12 protein-coding genes are annotated in these 14,734 nt (G+C 66.5%); 4 read left to right on the plus strand and 8 right to left on the minus strand.

Annotated elements, in window-relative coordinates; translation table 11 throughout:
- The first annotated feature begins 146 nt into the window (after positions 1 to 146).
- On the plus strand, positions 147 to 1,433 hold the full coding sequence (locus tag ACVCNR_RS12740) for a glycosyltransferase (RefSeq protein WP_354194992.1): 1,287 nt from the start codon (positions 147 to 149) through the stop codon (positions 1,431 to 1,433).
- Here ACVCNR_RS12740 and ACVCNR_RS12745 read toward each other — a convergent pair.
- The 6 genes from ACVCNR_RS12745 to ACVCNR_RS12770 form a co-directional block, all read right to left on the minus strand.
- Positions 1,377 to 2,843 (minus strand): DUF4214 domain-containing protein, encoded by a 1,467-nt coding sequence (locus ACVCNR_RS12745; RefSeq protein ID WP_447075057.1) that lies wholly within the window; start codon positions 2,841 to 2,843, stop codon positions 1,377 to 1,379. The genes ACVCNR_RS12740 and ACVCNR_RS12745 overlap by 57 nt on opposite strands.
- Before the next feature lie 9 nt (positions 2,844 to 2,852).
- Entirely contained in the window at positions 2,853 to 4,280 is a 1,428-nt protein-coding gene (locus ACVCNR_RS12750) for a DegT/DnrJ/EryC1/StrS family aminotransferase (RefSeq protein ID WP_447075058.1), read from the minus strand.
- A 2-nt stretch (positions 4,281 to 4,282) separates the two neighbouring features.
- On the minus strand, positions 4,283 to 5,320 hold the full coding sequence (locus ACVCNR_RS12755) for a GHMP family kinase ATP-binding protein (RefSeq protein WP_354194998.1): 1,038 nt from the start codon (positions 5,318 to 5,320) through the stop codon (positions 4,283 to 4,285).
- A gap of 198 nt (positions 5,321 to 5,518) precedes the next feature.
- Complete coding sequence (locus ACVCNR_RS12760; protein WP_354195000.1) at positions 5,519 to 6,451, minus strand: NAD-dependent epimerase/dehydratase family protein; 933 nt, start codon at positions 6,449 to 6,451, stop codon at positions 5,519 to 5,521.
- Positions 6,452 to 6,505: 54 nt separating this feature from the next.
- Complete coding sequence (locus tag ACVCNR_RS12765; RefSeq protein ID WP_354195002.1) at positions 6,506 to 7,711, minus strand: AGE family epimerase/isomerase; 1,206 nt, start codon at positions 7,709 to 7,711, stop codon at positions 6,506 to 6,508.
- A gap of 2 nt (positions 7,712 to 7,713) precedes the next feature.
- Complete coding sequence (locus ACVCNR_RS12770) at positions 7,714 to 8,985, minus strand: HAD-IIIA family hydrolase (protein ID WP_354195004.1); 1,272 nt, start codon at positions 8,983 to 8,985, stop codon at positions 7,714 to 7,716.
- 329 nt (positions 8,986 to 9,314) lie between these two features.
- Between ACVCNR_RS12770 and ACVCNR_RS12775 the strand changes: the two genes are divergently transcribed.
- Entirely contained in the window at positions 9,315 to 10,769 is a 1,455-nt protein-coding gene (locus ACVCNR_RS12775) for an oligosaccharide flippase family protein (protein WP_447075059.1), read from the plus strand.
- Here the strand turns inward: ACVCNR_RS12775 and ACVCNR_RS12780 are convergent.
- Positions 10,766 to 11,203: an Lrp/AsnC family transcriptional regulator gene (locus ACVCNR_RS12780; protein WP_354195008.1), complete on the minus strand. Its 438-nt coding sequence runs from the start codon at positions 11,201 to 11,203 to the stop codon at positions 10,766 to 10,768. The two genes, ACVCNR_RS12775 and ACVCNR_RS12780, sit on opposite strands and share 4 nt — an antisense overlap.
- A 125-nt stretch (positions 11,204 to 11,328) precedes the next feature.
- On the opposite strand from ACVCNR_RS12780, the gene rocF reads away from it, so the two are divergent.
- On the plus strand, positions 11,329 to 12,246 hold the full coding sequence (gene rocF / locus ACVCNR_RS12785; protein ID WP_447075060.1) for an arginase: 918 nt from the start codon (positions 11,329 to 11,331) through the stop codon (positions 12,244 to 12,246).
- Positions 12,247 to 13,302 (plus strand): ornithine cyclodeaminase, encoded by a 1,056-nt coding sequence (ocd, locus tag ACVCNR_RS12790; RefSeq protein WP_447075061.1) that lies wholly within the window; start codon positions 12,247 to 12,249, stop codon positions 13,300 to 13,302.
- 2 nt (positions 13,303 to 13,304) lie between these two features.
- Here the strand turns inward: ocd and ACVCNR_RS12795 are convergent, their stop codons facing one another.
- A complete protein-coding gene (locus ACVCNR_RS12795; RefSeq protein WP_447075062.1) occupies positions 13,305 to 14,717 on the minus strand; it encodes an aminotransferase-like domain-containing protein in 1,413 nt (470 codons plus the stop codon).
- Positions 14,718 to 14,734: the final 17 nt, after the last annotated feature.

Below are 14,734 nucleotides of genomic sequence, written 5' to 3' on the forward strand. Positions count from 1 at the left end.
CCTTACGCCTTTGGAGTGTGTTCGGGCCGCCGCTTAGCCCCCTTCACCCCATTAGATCAGCTTGTCCGCCGGCCTCGGCCCATACGAAACTTGACCCATGCCCTTCGACAGAAAGGGCGACCGCACAACTGGGGTGGGTTTCCGATATGCATCAGGCACGCCAAACCGACTGGGCGAGCGTCGCGCGCCTTGATGAAGAATGGAGCCGGCGTGCCGTTGGCGAGGTCGCGGTGCCGGAAGTGGATCGCAACGCCCGTATCGCCGTGGTCCATGACTGGTGCCCGAATTTCCGCGGCGGCGAACGGGTGCTGGCCCGCATATGCAGCATATTCCCGAACGCCGAGGTCTTCACCCTGTTCGATTTCCTTCCGCCTGCGGTGAAGGAAGAGTATTTCCGCGACGTGACCTTCCACACGTCGGCGGCCAACCGCCTGCCCTGGGTGCGCAAATATCACCGCGCCCTGTTTTTCCTCTGCCCGATCCTGATCGAGCAGTTCGACGTCACCGGCTACGATGCCGTCATCTCGTCCTCGGCCGCCTTCGCCCGCGGGGTGCTGACGCGGCCCGACCAGCCGCATCTGTGCTATGTGCACAGCCCCATCCGCTATGCTTGGGACGAGCAGTTTTCCTATCTGCAACAGGGTCGCATGGGCTATGGGCCGAAGGGGCTCGCCTTCCGCTACCTGCTGCACAAGCTGCGCATGTGGGACATGCGCACCGCCCACGGGCCGGACCTGATGCTCGCCAATTCGAGCTATGTCCGCTCCCGCATAAAGCGCATCTACGGGCGTGAGGCGATGGTGGTGCATCCGCCCGTCGCCACGGCGGAGCTCGACTATGTTCCGGTCAAGGAGGACTATTACGTCACCGCCGCCTTCCATGCGCCCTACAAGCGGCTGGACCTGGTGGTCGACGCCTTCGGCAAGATGCCGTCCCGGCGCCTCGTCGTGGTGGGGGATGAGGCGCAGTCGAAGCATCTGCGCGCGCGGGCGGCTTCCAACATCACCTTCACCGGCCACCTGCCGCGCAAGGACTATGTCGCCCGCGTCGCGCGGGCCCGCGCCATGGTGTTTGCCGGGTGCGAGGATTTCGGCATCACGCTGGCCGAGGCCCAGTTCTGCGGCACGCCGCTGATCGCCTTCGGCCGTGGCGGGGCCGCCGATATCGTCCGGCCGCTGGGTCGGTCCGGCAAGCCGACGGGCGTGCTGTTCGCGCGCCAAAATACGGCGAGCCTGATCGAGGCGGTCGAGCAGTTCGAGGCCAATGCGGCGACCGTGACGCCGCTGGCCTGCCACCTCAATGCCGAGCGCTTTTCCGAGGAGCGGTTCGACCGCGAGATTCTGGAGGCGGTAGCCACATTGCTGGCCATGCAGCCGTCAGGGGACCGGAACCTGCGCGAAGAGGAAGGAATGGAGGGAACGGAATTCCTGTGAGCCGACCGCTTCCAGGGCCAGTTCCTCACGGGTCATCTGGTTGCCGTCCAGCCGTGAAAGATAGTCGGACAGGCCCCTGCCGTCCGGCTCGCGGCCAAGCAGCCTTCGGTAGATGGCGGCAATATAGGCTGCATTCGTCGCTTCCTCGCGCCCATTCACCTTGCTGAATTCCGGTGTTTCCAGAACCGAGGCCATCATCTCGGCCACCGTGCGGCCCTGCTTCATGGCCAGGGCCTGGCGCCACTGCTCGGTGGGGTTCGGCAGGCGGTTCAGGGCGAGGCAATAGAAATAGGCCACCTGGTTGGCATGGTTGACGACGGCCGTGTTCAGGGAACCCGTATCGCAGCCCGCCGCGGGCGGGACGGGATCTGCGGAGGCGGGCTGCGAGGTCTGTGCCGGAGATTGCGGGACCGCCACGCTGCTGCCGCCGGCGGCAATGAAGGCCTTGGCCACGCCATAGGCCAGCTTGACGCCGTCCGGCGTCCACGCGCCCTTGTCCGTCTTCCGCAGCCGCACCAGGCCCATGACGGCCTCGAAGCTCGGCGCCCAATAGGGCTCGTCGAGCAGTTCATAGATGTGGGCGGCCTCGATGGGATAGTCCTGCCGGTAGCCGCGCAGCAGCGTCATCATTTCCAGCAATCCGTCCGCCTGGGCCTGCTCGCCTTTCTCGCTCGAATGGTTGAACTCGGTCACCCAGATCGGCTTGCCGAGCGTCTTGAGATAGTCGAGCGGCTGTTTGAGATCGGCCCCATAGTGGTGCCACACCGAGATGTCCCAGTCGATGCCGTCGGCGATCATGCGCTCGAAAGCCCCGGTATGCCCCCAGCCGGCGGTTCCGATGGCCTTGCGGATGGTCGGATCGACCGACGCGGTGCCGTCCGAAAGGCCGCGCAGCACCGCGCTCACCTGCTTCCAGCGCGGGGTGAAATAATGGCCCGGCCCATCGCCGCCCGCCGGCCCCCAGGAGCAATCGTACTGGATGCCGTCGTCACGCATTTCGCATGCCGTCAGGATCGCGTAGTTCTCCAGTTCGTTGCCGAGTTCCCACACGCGGATGTCGTCCTTGAAACGCGACACCATGGCCACCGCCATCGCGTAGGACTTGGCGTAGAGATCGCCGGCGGTCTCGGCGTCGAGATCGAGGTCCGGGGTGATGACCGGCAAGATGTCGATGTCACGCGCCCTGGCCTGTTCGACCAGAGCCGCCAGTTCGGGAATGTCGTCGGCGGTGGAGATGTTCACGCGATAGGATTTCATGCCGAGGTCGCGGACAAAGTCGAGCTGCCGCGCGAACGAGATGCCGGGATAGGCGGTGAAGGTATGGCCGTTCACGCCCCACATCAGGTCGGCGCCCCATGCCGCCGTTGCGCCGAGCAGGGCGGCCAGCGCCACACATAACCGCGCGATCATTGCGCCTCGTTAGCTCCCTCCGGCCTCAAGCACGCCCGCGAAGATACCGGCGATGCGCTCGACCATCCCGCCATCCACCTTTCGCGAGGTCGGCAGATTGACGCCGCAGGCCGAAAGCCGCGCGCTTGCCGGGCATTTCCTGGCATAGTGCCGATAGGCCGGCATGGAGGACAGGCCGTGGAAGAAGGGCCGCAGGTCGATGTTCGCCTGCTTGCAGGCCTGGATGAGCTTCGGCCTCGCCTCCGCCGGCACCAGCGCACAGGAGAACCATGTCACCGGCTCATGCCGGGGCGGCATCGGCGGGGGAAAATCGACGCCCGGCAGGCCGCCCAGCGCCGCCTCATAGGCCTCGTGCACCTTGCGGCGCATGTCCAGGAAGGCGTCCATGCGTTCGAGCTGGGCGCATCCGATCGATGCCTGCAGATTGGTCATGCGGAAATTGTAGCCGGCTTCCTCATGCCAGTAGCGGCGTTCCGGGCGCATGCCGTGGTCGCGCAGCATCCGCATGCGCAGGGCGAGGTCGGGGTTGCGGGTGACGCAGATGCCGCCCTCGCCGGTGGTGATGATCTTGTTGGCGAAGAAGGAGAAGCTGGCGACGTCCGAGAACGAGCCGACCGGCTGTCCGTCATATTGTGCGCCATGGGCCTCGGCGCAATCCTCTACTACGTACAGTCCGTGCCGCAGCGCCAGATCGCGGATTTCGGCCATCGGCGCCGGGCGGCCGAACACATGCACCGGCATCACCGCCCGCGTGCGGGGCGTGACGGCGCGCTCGATCGCCTCGGGTGTGATGCACCATGTTTGCGGATCGACATCGACCAGGACCGGGGTGGCGCCGAGATGGATGACCACATTGGCCGAGGCGGCGAAGGTCAGGTCGGGCACGATCACCTCGTCGCCGGGGCCGATGCCGAGCGCGGCGAGCGCAAGGTGCAGCGAAACCGTGCCGTTCGAGGTGGCGACGCCATGGCTCATGCCGGTGCGGGCGGCAAAGCCCGATTCGAACCGCGTGATGTAGTCGCCCGTGGACGATATCCATGTGGAAAGGAACGCATCCAGCAGGTTGCGCAGCTCCGCATGGGAAAGGTCGGGCTCGGCCACCGGCAGGAGGGCAGCGCCTTGCCGCTTCTCGATGCCCACGATGTGCCGGCGCGCGTCCAGTATCGGGGCCACCGGAGAAGCCGGGTCGTTGAGATCGCCCGGTCTGGCGATGTCGCCGAGCGTGGCGTGGCCGAGATGCACACCGGCGCGAATGGCCTCGCGCAGTTCCTGAAGGGTCAGGCGCGCGACCGCCTCGCCGCTGCTGCCGGTGACGAAGACGAGCCCGTATCCGTTGTCGAGCGCGCGTTCGATGGCCGTCCACATGCTGTCTGTGGCGCGGCAGACGAAGCCGGCGATCCCGGCTTCCGCCTCGATGCTTGCGACATGAAGGTTCACGGCTATGACACCCTTGCGGACGAAGTCAGGTAGTTCGATGTCAGGTCGGGGTTGTAGAGCACCACCGACGTGCCGTCGTGCTCCATCCTGAACGGGACGAAGGTGAGGGCGCCGAGCGCGGCAAGCACCGAGGCGCGTGCGGCCGGCGGCACGAACATCAGAAGGAAGCCGCCGCCGCCGGCGCCGAGCAGCTTGCCGCCCAGCGCGCCGGCCTTGCGCGCCGCTTCGTAATAGCCGTCGATCGCCGGATTGGACACGGAGCTGTCGAGCTTGCGCTTCTCCATCCATGCGTGGTGCAGCAGCCTTCCGAATTCTGTCAGGGAACAGTTCGGGTCGGTCAGGATGCGCTCGCCCTCGGCCACCATCTCGTACATGGCGCGCAGTTCGCGGGTGCGGTCGCCGAAGCGGGCGACCTTCTTCTTCTCGATGGCGTCGGCGGAGCGGGTGAAGCCGGTGAAGAACATCATCAGCGAGTCCTCCAGCTGGGCGCGCCGTGTCGGCGTGATGTTGACCGGGCGTATCCTGTGGTCGCCGTCGGGGTTGAAATCGATGCGGTTGAGTCCGCCATGGGCGGCCGCGATCTGGTCCTGGCAGCCGACGGTTTCCTTCAGCAGTTCCTGTTCGACGAAGATCGCCTCGCGGGCCAGAACATGCTTCGGGCTCAGCCGGCCGAGATTGCCGAAATAGGCGTGGAGCAGGGAAACGGTGAAGGCGGAGGAGGAGCCGAGGCCCGTCTGCGAGGGCAGGTCGGCATTGTAGATCACCTCATAGCCGCTGTCGTCGGCCGAGCCGTAGTGCTTCAGCACCTCGCGCACCACCGGATGGCGGATCTCGTTCATGCAGCGCACTTCCTCCAGCATGCCCCAGGCCACGCGGTAGTTGAAGTCGAACACCGCCGGCAGGCGCCGGAGTTGGACGTAGATGTATTTGTTGATGGTGGTGGAGAGCACGGCCCCCGGCTCCGGCCGGTTGAACCAGGACGGATGGTCGGTCCCGCCGCCGAAGAAGGATACCCGCAAGGGACTTCTGACGATGATCATGGATGCATGCCCCCAAGCTTGAAGATTTCCGCGATCGGCCAGGCAGGCGATTGTCGTCGGGCCGCAGTTAGTATTTCCAAGGGCGTTTTGCCGCGCAAACCGGGCGTTCGGTGGTCGAGCTACCCTCTTTGGTGGAGCGTCCAGCTTTCAGGCGTATCCGCTGGCTATTGTTTCGACGCAAAAGTGCGGGAAATTGCCTTACACATTCGCGTAGCGGGAGTTGCGGATCATCCTGTAGCCGCGAATGAGTTCCCCGATGCCGTCATCCAGGCCCCAGTCCGGCGCCCAGCCGGTACGCTCCAGCTTCTCGTTGGAGACGATGTAGTCCCGCTTGTCGGGGTCCTCGCCGATCGGTGCCTCGAGATAGACGAACTGCGGCACATGCGCCTGGATGCGCTGGCACAGTTCGAGCTTGGAGAGGTTGGCGCTGGAAAGCCCCAGATTATAGGGCTGGCCGCGCATGGCGTCGAAATTGGCCAGGGCATGCTCGAAACCCTTCACCACGTCGCGCACATGGATATAGTTGCGCTTGAAATGGCCCTCGAAGATGACCACGGCGCGGTCGGTGACGGCCCGCCAGGTGAAGTCGTTGACCAGAAGGTCGATGCGCATGCGCGGCGACATGCCGAACACCGTCGCCAGCCGCAGCGTCACGCCCCGGGCCGTATCCAGCACGGCTGCCTCGGCCTCGACCTTGGTGATGCCGTAGAGCGAGATCGGCTTGAGCGGCGTCTCCTCCGTGCAGAAGATGCCCTGTTCGCCGATGCCGTAGCCGGAATTGGTGGTGGGGTAGACGATCATCTGCGCCGGCGAGGCGCGCCGGGTCAGCGCCACCACGGCGTCGCGGTTGAGGGTCCTGGCGGTGATCGGGTCCTGGTTGCACAACGGCGCGCCGACCAGCGCGGCCAGCGGGATCACCGCGTCCACCCTCGGCACCAGTTCGTCCAGAATGCGCTCGTCTCGGGCATCGCCGCGAACCGGCTCGAAACCGGCATGGCGGCAGCAGGGCGCAAGCTCGGTGGTGCCCCGCGCGAAAGTGTCGAGCACCGTGACCTTGTGGCCTTTCTCCAGAAGCGTGGGGACCAGAACCGAACCGATATAGCCGGCCCCGCCAGTGACCAATATGTGCATCGTCATCCTCGAAAATCATGGAGAAGAAAAAGGCCCGGCAGGAGCGCGGCCGCCTCATCCGGGAAAGGCATCGTCCACCTCCGGAGCGATCCTGAGCATCTCGGCAAAGGCGATCATCAGGTGGTAGAGGGTGGACGCGGGCACGTGGTCTGTCATCGGCCGCCGGTCGGCGTCGATGCGGTCCATCCATGTCCCGGCCAGCCGCCGGTCCAGGAAGTGGTCGAACAGCACCCGCGTGCTGCTGGCGAAGACCGGGCGCGGGTCCATGCCGAACAGCTCGAACATCGCCACGGCCGCCTGGATGCGCTCGGTGTTGGGCCACACGCGCGAGCCGGCATCGAGGACGACGCCGTCGTCGCGAACCGCGTTCAGGGCCAGCCATTCGCCGTGCTCCACGCCATGGGTCTCGGCAAACCATGTCAGCCCCTCGACGAAGGGCCTCATGTCGCGGCCGGTGAGGCGCTGGTAGCGCGCCAGTATCCACGCCCATTCGAACTGGTGGCCGGGCTCGATGGCGCGCCCGTCCCGGTTGCGCAGCCGGTGCCAGCGCTCGTCGAACTGTTCGCCCAGCGTCGAGGTCCGGGGGTCGAAGAAGCGGGTCGTGAAAAGCTCCACGATCCCGTCGGCGAAGCGCCGGAAGCGTTCGTCGCCGCTGACTTCCAGATTGACCAGCGCGGCTTCCAGAAGATGCATGTGCGGGTTCTGGAGGCGCGCGCCGGAAGCCGGTTTCTCCACCAGATAGCCCTGACCGCCGGGATGGCGCATGTGGGTCTCGACGAAGTCGAGGGTGCGCAGCGCCCATTGATGGGCGGTCTCGTCGCCCGTGGCGCGCTGGAACCAGCCGAAGGCATAGAGGATGAAGGCGAGGTCGTAGAGGTCCGGTGTCGGGTCCTTGACCTCGCCGTCGGGGGTGAGCAGCCGCGCCCAGCCGCCATCCGGCCCCAGCCAGGCGTTGCGGGTGAGGAAGTCGTAGCCAAAGCGGGCGCAGTCGAGCACGTCGTCGCGGCCCAGCAGCGCTGCGTGGCTGAAGACGTAGATCTGGCGGCCGATGACGCGCGTGCGCTTGAAGTCGACGGGCCGGGCGCTGCCGTCGAAGGCCATCTGCTCGACATAGCCGCCGCGCTGCCAGTCGACGCCGCGCTCGGCCCAGAACGGCACGGCGCAGTCGAGCATCCATTGGCCCGCGCGGTAGATGGCGGTATCGGCCTGCCATCCGTGATCGAGGACGAATTGCCGGCGAGTGGCTGTGAGATGGGGCATGGTCAACCTGCCTGCATGGCTGGAGTGTCGAGAAGTATCGGCGCGGGTGGCGGCACGCTTGGGGCCGGGCGCACGGCGGCGAGCGCCTGCCGCACCGTCGCCAGCAGGCTGCCGCCCTCGTAGCGCAGGCCCGGTATGCCGGCGCGGATCGCGGCTTCGATGTCGCTTTCGCGGTCGCCGATCAGGAAGCTGCCCCGGTCGCTGACGCGCCATTCGCGCCGCGCCTTCAGAAGCATGCCGGGATTGGGCTTGCGGTCGGGATGCGAGGGATGCCGGTAGCGACGCACCGTCGCGTCCGGATGGAAGGGACAGTGGTAGAAGGCATCGACATGGGCGCCGATGTCGGCCAGTTCCGCCTGCATGCGGGCATGGAAGGCGTGCACGTCCGCCTCGTGGTAGAAGCCGTGCGCGACCCCTGCCTGGTTGGTGACCACGAACACCAGATAACCGGCCTCGTTGAGGGCGAGCACCGCCTCGCGGGCATCCTCCGTCCAGTAGAGCTGTTCGGGCCGGTAGGTGTAGCCTCGGTCGATGTTGAGGACGCCGTCCCGGTCGAGGAAGGCGGCGGGCCGCGCCAAAAGGGCGGGGAACTCGCGGCGTCCCTGCGCCAGCGTTTCCGGCAGGCCGATGTCGAGGAAATAGTTGTCGAACACCTGGCCCTCGACACCGCCGCGCCTGACCAGGGCCGGAAAGACGTCGCGCTCGATGGAGCAGGGGCCGGGGACATGGTCCAGCACCGCGCGATTGAGCAGGTAGATGCCGCCGTTGATGAGGCCGGGTCCCGCTGCCGTGGCCTTCTTTTCGACGAAGGCGGTGATGCGCTTTCCGTGCAGTTCGACCGAGCCGTAGCGCGCGCAGTCGTCGATTCGGCGCAGGGCGATGCGGGCAAGGCCGTTGCGCGGCGGCGCGACCGCGAAGGCGCACAGATTGATGTCGAACCAGGAATCGCCGTTGGCCAGCAGGAACCATGGGTCGAGCAGCTCGGCCGCGTGGCGCAGCGCGCCGCCGGTGCCGGCCGGTTCCGGCTCGCGCACCACGCGGATCGTCGCCCCCCTGATGCGCCGGCCATGGTAGAGGAGCTCGACCCGGTCGCCGAGATGGCCGGCCAGAAGCACGATGTCGGTGAAGCCGTGACGTGCGGCATTCTCGATCAGCAGATCGAGCACCAGCATGTCCGGCGCGATCGGAAGCAAAGGCTTTGGCGTGGTGGCCGTAAGGGCGCCGAGACGGGTCCCCTTGCCGCCAACGAGGAAGACTGCCTGCCGGACAGCCATGCCACGTACCCCCCGTGGTTTGCCGGCAGCGGCGGTTCGCGGCCGGCCCTTACTGGTCTTGCAGCAAGAGCTTCCGCGTCTCGTCGCCAAGCATCAACGCAACAATAAGGGGTAGCCCCCTCGCCATCCTGTTGACTTGCTACGCCGGGTGATCGCTTGCTTTCGTCCTGCCGCCGGTCGCATGCTGCCGATGCTTGGGAAAGCTTGATCAAAGGGGGCGCCGGCCCCGGCCTGCCGTCGCAGGCGGGCCCTGAAGTTCCCCGTGGAGATGGGCATTTGGCTGCGGGCATTCAGACATCGACTGCGCATGGCGACGGGAACTGGCCGCGATGGTGCTGAAGCAGCAGGCGAGGCTCGGCGCCTATTGGCTGATCGGCTCGCAGATCATCAACATGGGGACGGTCTTCTTCGTCGCCGTCTTCCTCGCCCGCCTGCTGGAAATCTACCAGTTCGGCCTGATGACGCTGTCGACGGTCATCTTCCTCCTCGGGTCCCTCCTGACCACCGGAGCCTTCCGCGAGACGCTGATCGTGCGCCAGAACCTGAAGCCGGAAACCATCTCGGGTTTGTTCTGGCTGAACCTGGCGCTGTCGCTGGGCGTCGGGCTGGTTTGTCTGGCCGCCGCCGCTCCGGTCGCACGCTTCCTCGATGCTGCGGAATTCGAACCCCTGATGTGGGTGGTGGCCGGCTCCATCGTCGCCAACGGCATCGGCACCATTCCCGGCGCCATCCGTGTGGTCAAGCGGGACTTCGCCCGCATCGGCTCGCAGACGGCGATCATAACCATTGCACTCGCCCCGGTCGCCATCCTCATGGCGCTTTACGGTTTCGGCGCGATGAGCGCGGTGATGACCACGTTCATCTATCACCTCCTCACCTGCCTGCTGAACTGGTATTACGCCGGCTGGAAGCCGCAATCGCGGTTCTCCATGCGCGCCGTCGAGCCGGCGCGCCCGACCTTGCTGGTGATGCTGGGCCAGCAAACCCTCGACGTGGCCAATTCGCAGTTCGACCGTGGCATCATCGGCAGCCTGCTCGGGCCTCATGCGCTCGGCCTGTATTCAATAGGACGGCGCCTGAACGACCTGATGACCGACGCCATCATCGCGCCCGCCAACAGCGTCACCATGCCCCTGGTCGCCTCCATACAGGGCAATGTCGAGCGGCTGCGCTCCGCCTATGTCCAGACGCTGTCGCTCACCATGATCCTCGCCGTGCCGGCCAATCTCGGCCTGCTGGCGGTAGGGGACCTCGCCATCCATGTGCTGTTCGGCGAGAAATGGCTGGAAGCGACGCCGGTGCTGCGTGCCTTCGTGTTCCTCGGGCTTCTGGGGGCGATCAGCAGCGTGCAGCGTTCGATCGTGCAGGGCGGCGGCAGGCCGGATGCCTGGCTGCGCATACAGGTGGTCCATACCCTCGCCAATCTGGCGGCGGTCGTGGCCGCCTCGTCCTTCGGCATCACCGCCATTGCCGGCGCCATGGTGTTGCGGGCCGTCCTGCTCAGCCCGCTGGCCTTTATGGCTGCGGGCAAGATGACCGGCGTCGGGGCCCGTGCCCATGCCGGCGTCATGCTGAAGCCGATACAGGCCGGCATCGTGATGCTGCTGACGGTTCTGCTGGCAAGGACGCTGCTGCCGGTCGGCATGCAGCCGGTGGCGGCCCTGGCTATACTGGTGAGCGTAGGCGCCGCGGCCTATTTCGCCGCGCTTGGCCTGCTGGCGCGCAGCCAGTTGACCCATGCGCTGTCGCTGGTCATGCCGAAGAGGTTCGTATTCCGCTCCTAAAGCCTTGCCTTGACGCTCCGGGGCGTGGCGAGCAGCAGGCTGGTCTCGGAATTGGTGATGCCGGGGATCAACCGGATGCGCCGCAGCACCTGGTCGAACGCGATCAGGTCGGAGGTGCCGAGTTCCACCACGAGGTCCCATTTGCCGTTGGTGGTGTGGATGGCGCTCACCTCGGAGAAGCCGTTCAGCGCCTTGATGACGGCATCGGCGCTGTGGCCGCCGATCTCGATCATCATAATGCCGCGCACCGGCAGGTCGATGGCGTCGGAACGCAGGATGACGGTGAAGCCGATGATCTCGCCGCTGTTCTTCAGGCGTTCCAGCCGCGCGCGCACGGTGGCGCGCGTCAGGCCCAGCTCGGCGGCGAGGTCGGAGAGGCTGCGCCGCCCGTCATGGCGCAATATGGTGATGAGGCGCTGGTCGGTTGCGTCCATGTCTTGTCCGATCCGGTCAATTGACCTTTCCATTATGGTAAGTCGTGCAGCCGGATTAGGCAATCTGGCTGCTTCCATATGCCGGGGAAATGAGCTCTTCTTGGTCGAACGATCGAGGGGTGGCCATGAAGTGCAAGCTGATTTCCGTACCGGTCGAGCAGGGACAGCCCGTCCCCGGCTGCGCGCTGGGGCCGGAGGTGTTGAAGGATGCCGGGCTGGTCGCCGCATTGCGCGACCTCGGTCATGAAGTCGTCGATCTCGGCGCCGTGCCGGCGCCGCAGCCGCGAGCCGTTCCCGCCCATGCCAACCGCCTGAAGTTCCTGCCCGAGGTCAGCGCCTGGGTCGAGGCGACCGCCGGCATGGCCTATGAGGCGAGCGCCGATGGCTTCCCGATCTTCCTCGGCGGCGATCACAGCATCTCGGCGGGGTCCGTGTCCGGATTGGCGCGGCGCGCCGCCGAAGAGGGGCGGCCGCTCTTCGTGCTGTGGATGGATGCCCATTCCGATTTCCACACGCTGGACAGCACCACCAGCGGCAATCTGCATGGCGTGCCGCTGGCCTATCTGTGCGGCCGTCCGGGCTTCGAGGGCTATTTCCCGCCGCTTGCCGCGCCGCTGTCGCCGCAGCATGTCTGCATCCTCGGCCTGCGCAGCGTCGACGAAGCCGAGCGCGAGGCGCTGGCGGAAACGGCCATGCGCGTCCATGACATGAGCGCCATCGACCGCAGGGGCATCGCCGCGCTGCTGGAATCCTTCCTGAACGAAGTCTGCGCGGCGAACGGACTGCTGCACGTTTCCTTCGACGTGGATTTCCTCGATCCGCCGCTCGCTCCCGGCGTCGGCACCCCGGTGCAGGGCGGCGCCACCTTCCGCGAGGCGCATCTGGCCATGGAACTGCTTCACGAAAGCGGACTGGTCACCAGCCTCGACGTGGTCGAGCTCAATCCCGTGCTCGACGAGCGGGGCCGCACGGCCGGGCTTGCCGTCGAACTGGTGGGCAGCCTGCTTGGCAAGACGATAACGGGCAAGAGGAGGGCGGCCTGAATGGACAAGCAACTCAACGTGGTGCCGTTCGTCAGCGTCGACCGCATGATGCGGCTGGTCCATTCGGTGGGCATCGAGCGCTTCCTCAGCGAACTTGCGGGCTATATCGAGGAGGATTTCCGCCGCTGGCCGAGCTTCGACAAGACGCCGCGCATCGCCTCGCACAGCGTCGACGGCGTCATCGAGCTGATGCCGACCAGCGACGGCACGCTCTACGGCTTCAAATATGTCAACGGCCATCCGAAGAACACGCGTGACGGCCTCCAGACCGTCACCGCCTTCGGCCTGCTGTCGCACGTCTCGACCGGCTATCCCGTGCTGCTGTCGGAAATGACGATGCTGACCGCCTTGCGCACGGCCGCCATGTCGGCCGTTGCGGCCAAGTATCTCGCGCCGAAGGGCGCCAGCACCATGGCCGTCATCGGCAACGGTGCCCAGTCCGAGTTCCAGGCGCTGGCCTTCAAGTCGCTGCTCGGCGTCGACCGGCTGCGCCTCTACGACATCGACCCGGCCGCCTCGCGCAAATGCGCCGGCAACCTCGCCCGGCAGGGCTTTGCCTCGATCGAGATTTGTGGCGCGGCCGCCGAGGCGGTCGAGGGCGCGTCGATCATCACCACGGCCACCGCCGACAAGCAATATGCCACGATCCTGACCGACAACATGGTCGGGCCCGGCGTGCACATCAACGCCGTGGGCGGCGACTGTCCCGGCAAGACCGAGATCCACAAGGACATTCTGCTGCGCTCCGACATCTTCGTGGAGTTTCCCCCGCAGACCCGCATCGAGGGGGAAATCCAGCAGCTTGCCGCCGATTATCCGGTCACCGAATTGTGGGACGTGATTGCCGGCCACGCGGCCGGACGGCGTGATGAGCGCCAGATCACCCTGTTCGATTCGGTCGGCTTCGCCATCGAGGACTTTTCGGCGCTGCGCTATGTCTACGACCTGACGGTCGGCGGCGATGCGCTGGAATTCCTCGACCTGATCGCCGATCCCGACGATCCGCGCGACCTGTTCGGCATGCTGATGCGCTCGCCGGCCGCCCCGGCGCACTGAACTCAGACGCGCTGCAAGGCCGCTTCCAGCACCTGATAGATGCGCGCATCGTCCGATTGGGCGACGTTGAAGCGCATGAAGCCGTGTGCGGTCTGCGACAGGCTGAAGGCGTTGCCGGGGGCCAGCACGATGCCTTCGGCCAGCGCATGGCGCGCCACCTTGCCGGCATCGGCGCCGTCCGGGAGGCGGCACCACAGGAACATGCCGGCTTGCGGCATCAGCCACGGCACGATGCCGATGGTTTCCAGCCGCGCGGCCGTCTCGGCCAGGGTGCGCGCCAGCCGGGTGCGCAGAGCTTCCAGATGCTTGCGATAGCTGCCGTCGGTCAGAAGCGCCAGCACGAGAGCCTCGGCGAAATGGCTGCCGCCGAAGCTGGTGGCGATCTTGAGATCGACGAGCCCCTCCAGCCATTCCGGCTTTGCCGCCACATAGCCGCAGCGCACCGAGGCCGACAGGGTCTTGGAAAAGCTGCCGATGGCGATCACCCGCTCCAGCCCGTCGAAGGCGGCCAGGCGCGGCGCCGGCGACAGTTCGAAATCGGCGAAGATGTCGTCCTCGACGATGACGAGGTCATGCTGGTCGGCCAGTTTCAGAAGCCGATGCGCGGTCACCGGCGAAAGGCTCGCGCCGGTCGGGTTGTGGATGCCGCTGTTGGTGAGGTAGAGGCGCGGCCGGTGTTCCTCCAATGCCGTGGCGAAACGCTCGATGTCCGGCCCGTCCGGCCGGTAGGGCACCGAGACCACCCTGGCCCGATGCGCGCGCAGCAGCGCATGGAAATTGAAATAGCAGGGATCGTCGACCAGCACCGTGTCGCCCGCGTCCAGCAGGTAGCGGCAGATCAGGTCGATGGCCTGGGTGCCGGATTCGGTCAGCATGACCTGTTCCGGCGCGGCGGCGATGCCGTGTCCGCCCATGCGCCGCACCATAAGTTCGCGCAGCGGCCGCAGGCCGAGAGGCGTGCCGTAGTCGGCCAGCGTGGCATCGGCGGTGCGCGACAGCGTGCGCAGGCCGCGCCGCATCGCCTCCTGCGGCATCCACGAGGCCGGCAGCCAGCCGCAGCCCGGCTTCAGCATGGTGTCGCCGGCATCGAGCGACTGGCGCGAAATCCACAGGGGATCGACCTCGCGGTCGAGCCTCGGGCCGATATCGGCCAGCGACAGCGGCGCCATCGGCGCGGCCACGAAATAGCCCGAGCCTGGACGGGACCGGATGGCGCCCTCGGCCGCCAGCCGCTCATAGGCTTCGACCACCGTCGATTTGGAAACCTGCATGGCGGCCGCCAGGGCGCGGATCGAGGGCAGGCGGGCGCCCGGCGTCAGGCTGCGCGACGCGATGCGGCGGCGGATCGTCGCCATCACCGTCCCGATCAGCGTATCGGCGGGATCCGCCGTTTCGCGGGCAAGCTGCCTTTCCATCCGTAATGCCTTTCGGA

It is taken from the genome of Aquamicrobium terrae (assembly GCF_052978165.1).

Coding starts and splice junctions, on each gene's coding strand:
- ACVCNR_RS12795 (WP_447075062.1), bottom strand. CDS start 14,717: ATGGAAAGGCAGCTTGCCCGCGAAACGGCGGATCCCGCCGATACGCTG.
- rocF (WP_447075060.1), top strand. CDS start 11,329: ATGAAGTGCAAGCTGATTTCCGTACCGGTCGAGCAGGGACAGCCCGTC.
- ACVCNR_RS12765 (WP_354195002.1), bottom strand. CDS start 7,711: ATGCCCCATCTCACAGCCACTCGCCGGCAATTCGTCCTCGATCACGGA.
- ACVCNR_RS12755 (WP_354194998.1), bottom strand. CDS start 5,320: ATGATCATCGTCAGAAGTCCCTTGCGGGTATCCTTCTTCGGCGGCGGG.
- ACVCNR_RS12770 (WP_354195004.1), bottom strand. CDS start 8,985: ATGGCTGTCCGGCAGGCAGTCTTCCTCGTTGGCGGCAAGGGGACCCGT.
- ocd (WP_447075061.1), top strand. CDS start 12,247: ATGGACAAGCAACTCAACGTGGTGCCGTTCGTCAGCGTCGACCGCATG.
- ACVCNR_RS12780 (WP_354195008.1), bottom strand. CDS start 11,203: ATGGACGCAACCGACCAGCGCCTCATCACCATATTGCGCCATGACGGG.
- ACVCNR_RS12745 (WP_447075057.1), bottom strand. CDS start 2,843: ATGATCGCGCGGTTATGTGTGGCGCTGGCCGCCCTGCTCGGCGCAACG.
- ACVCNR_RS12775 (WP_447075059.1), top strand. CDS start 9,315: ATGGTGCTGAAGCAGCAGGCGAGGCTCGGCGCCTATTGGCTGATCGGC.
- ACVCNR_RS12760 (WP_354195000.1), bottom strand. CDS start 6,451: ATGCACATATTGGTCACTGGCGGGGCCGGCTATATCGGTTCGGTTCTG.
- ACVCNR_RS12740 (WP_354194992.1), top strand. CDS start 147: ATGCATCAGGCACGCCAAACCGACTGGGCGAGCGTCGCGCGCCTTGAT.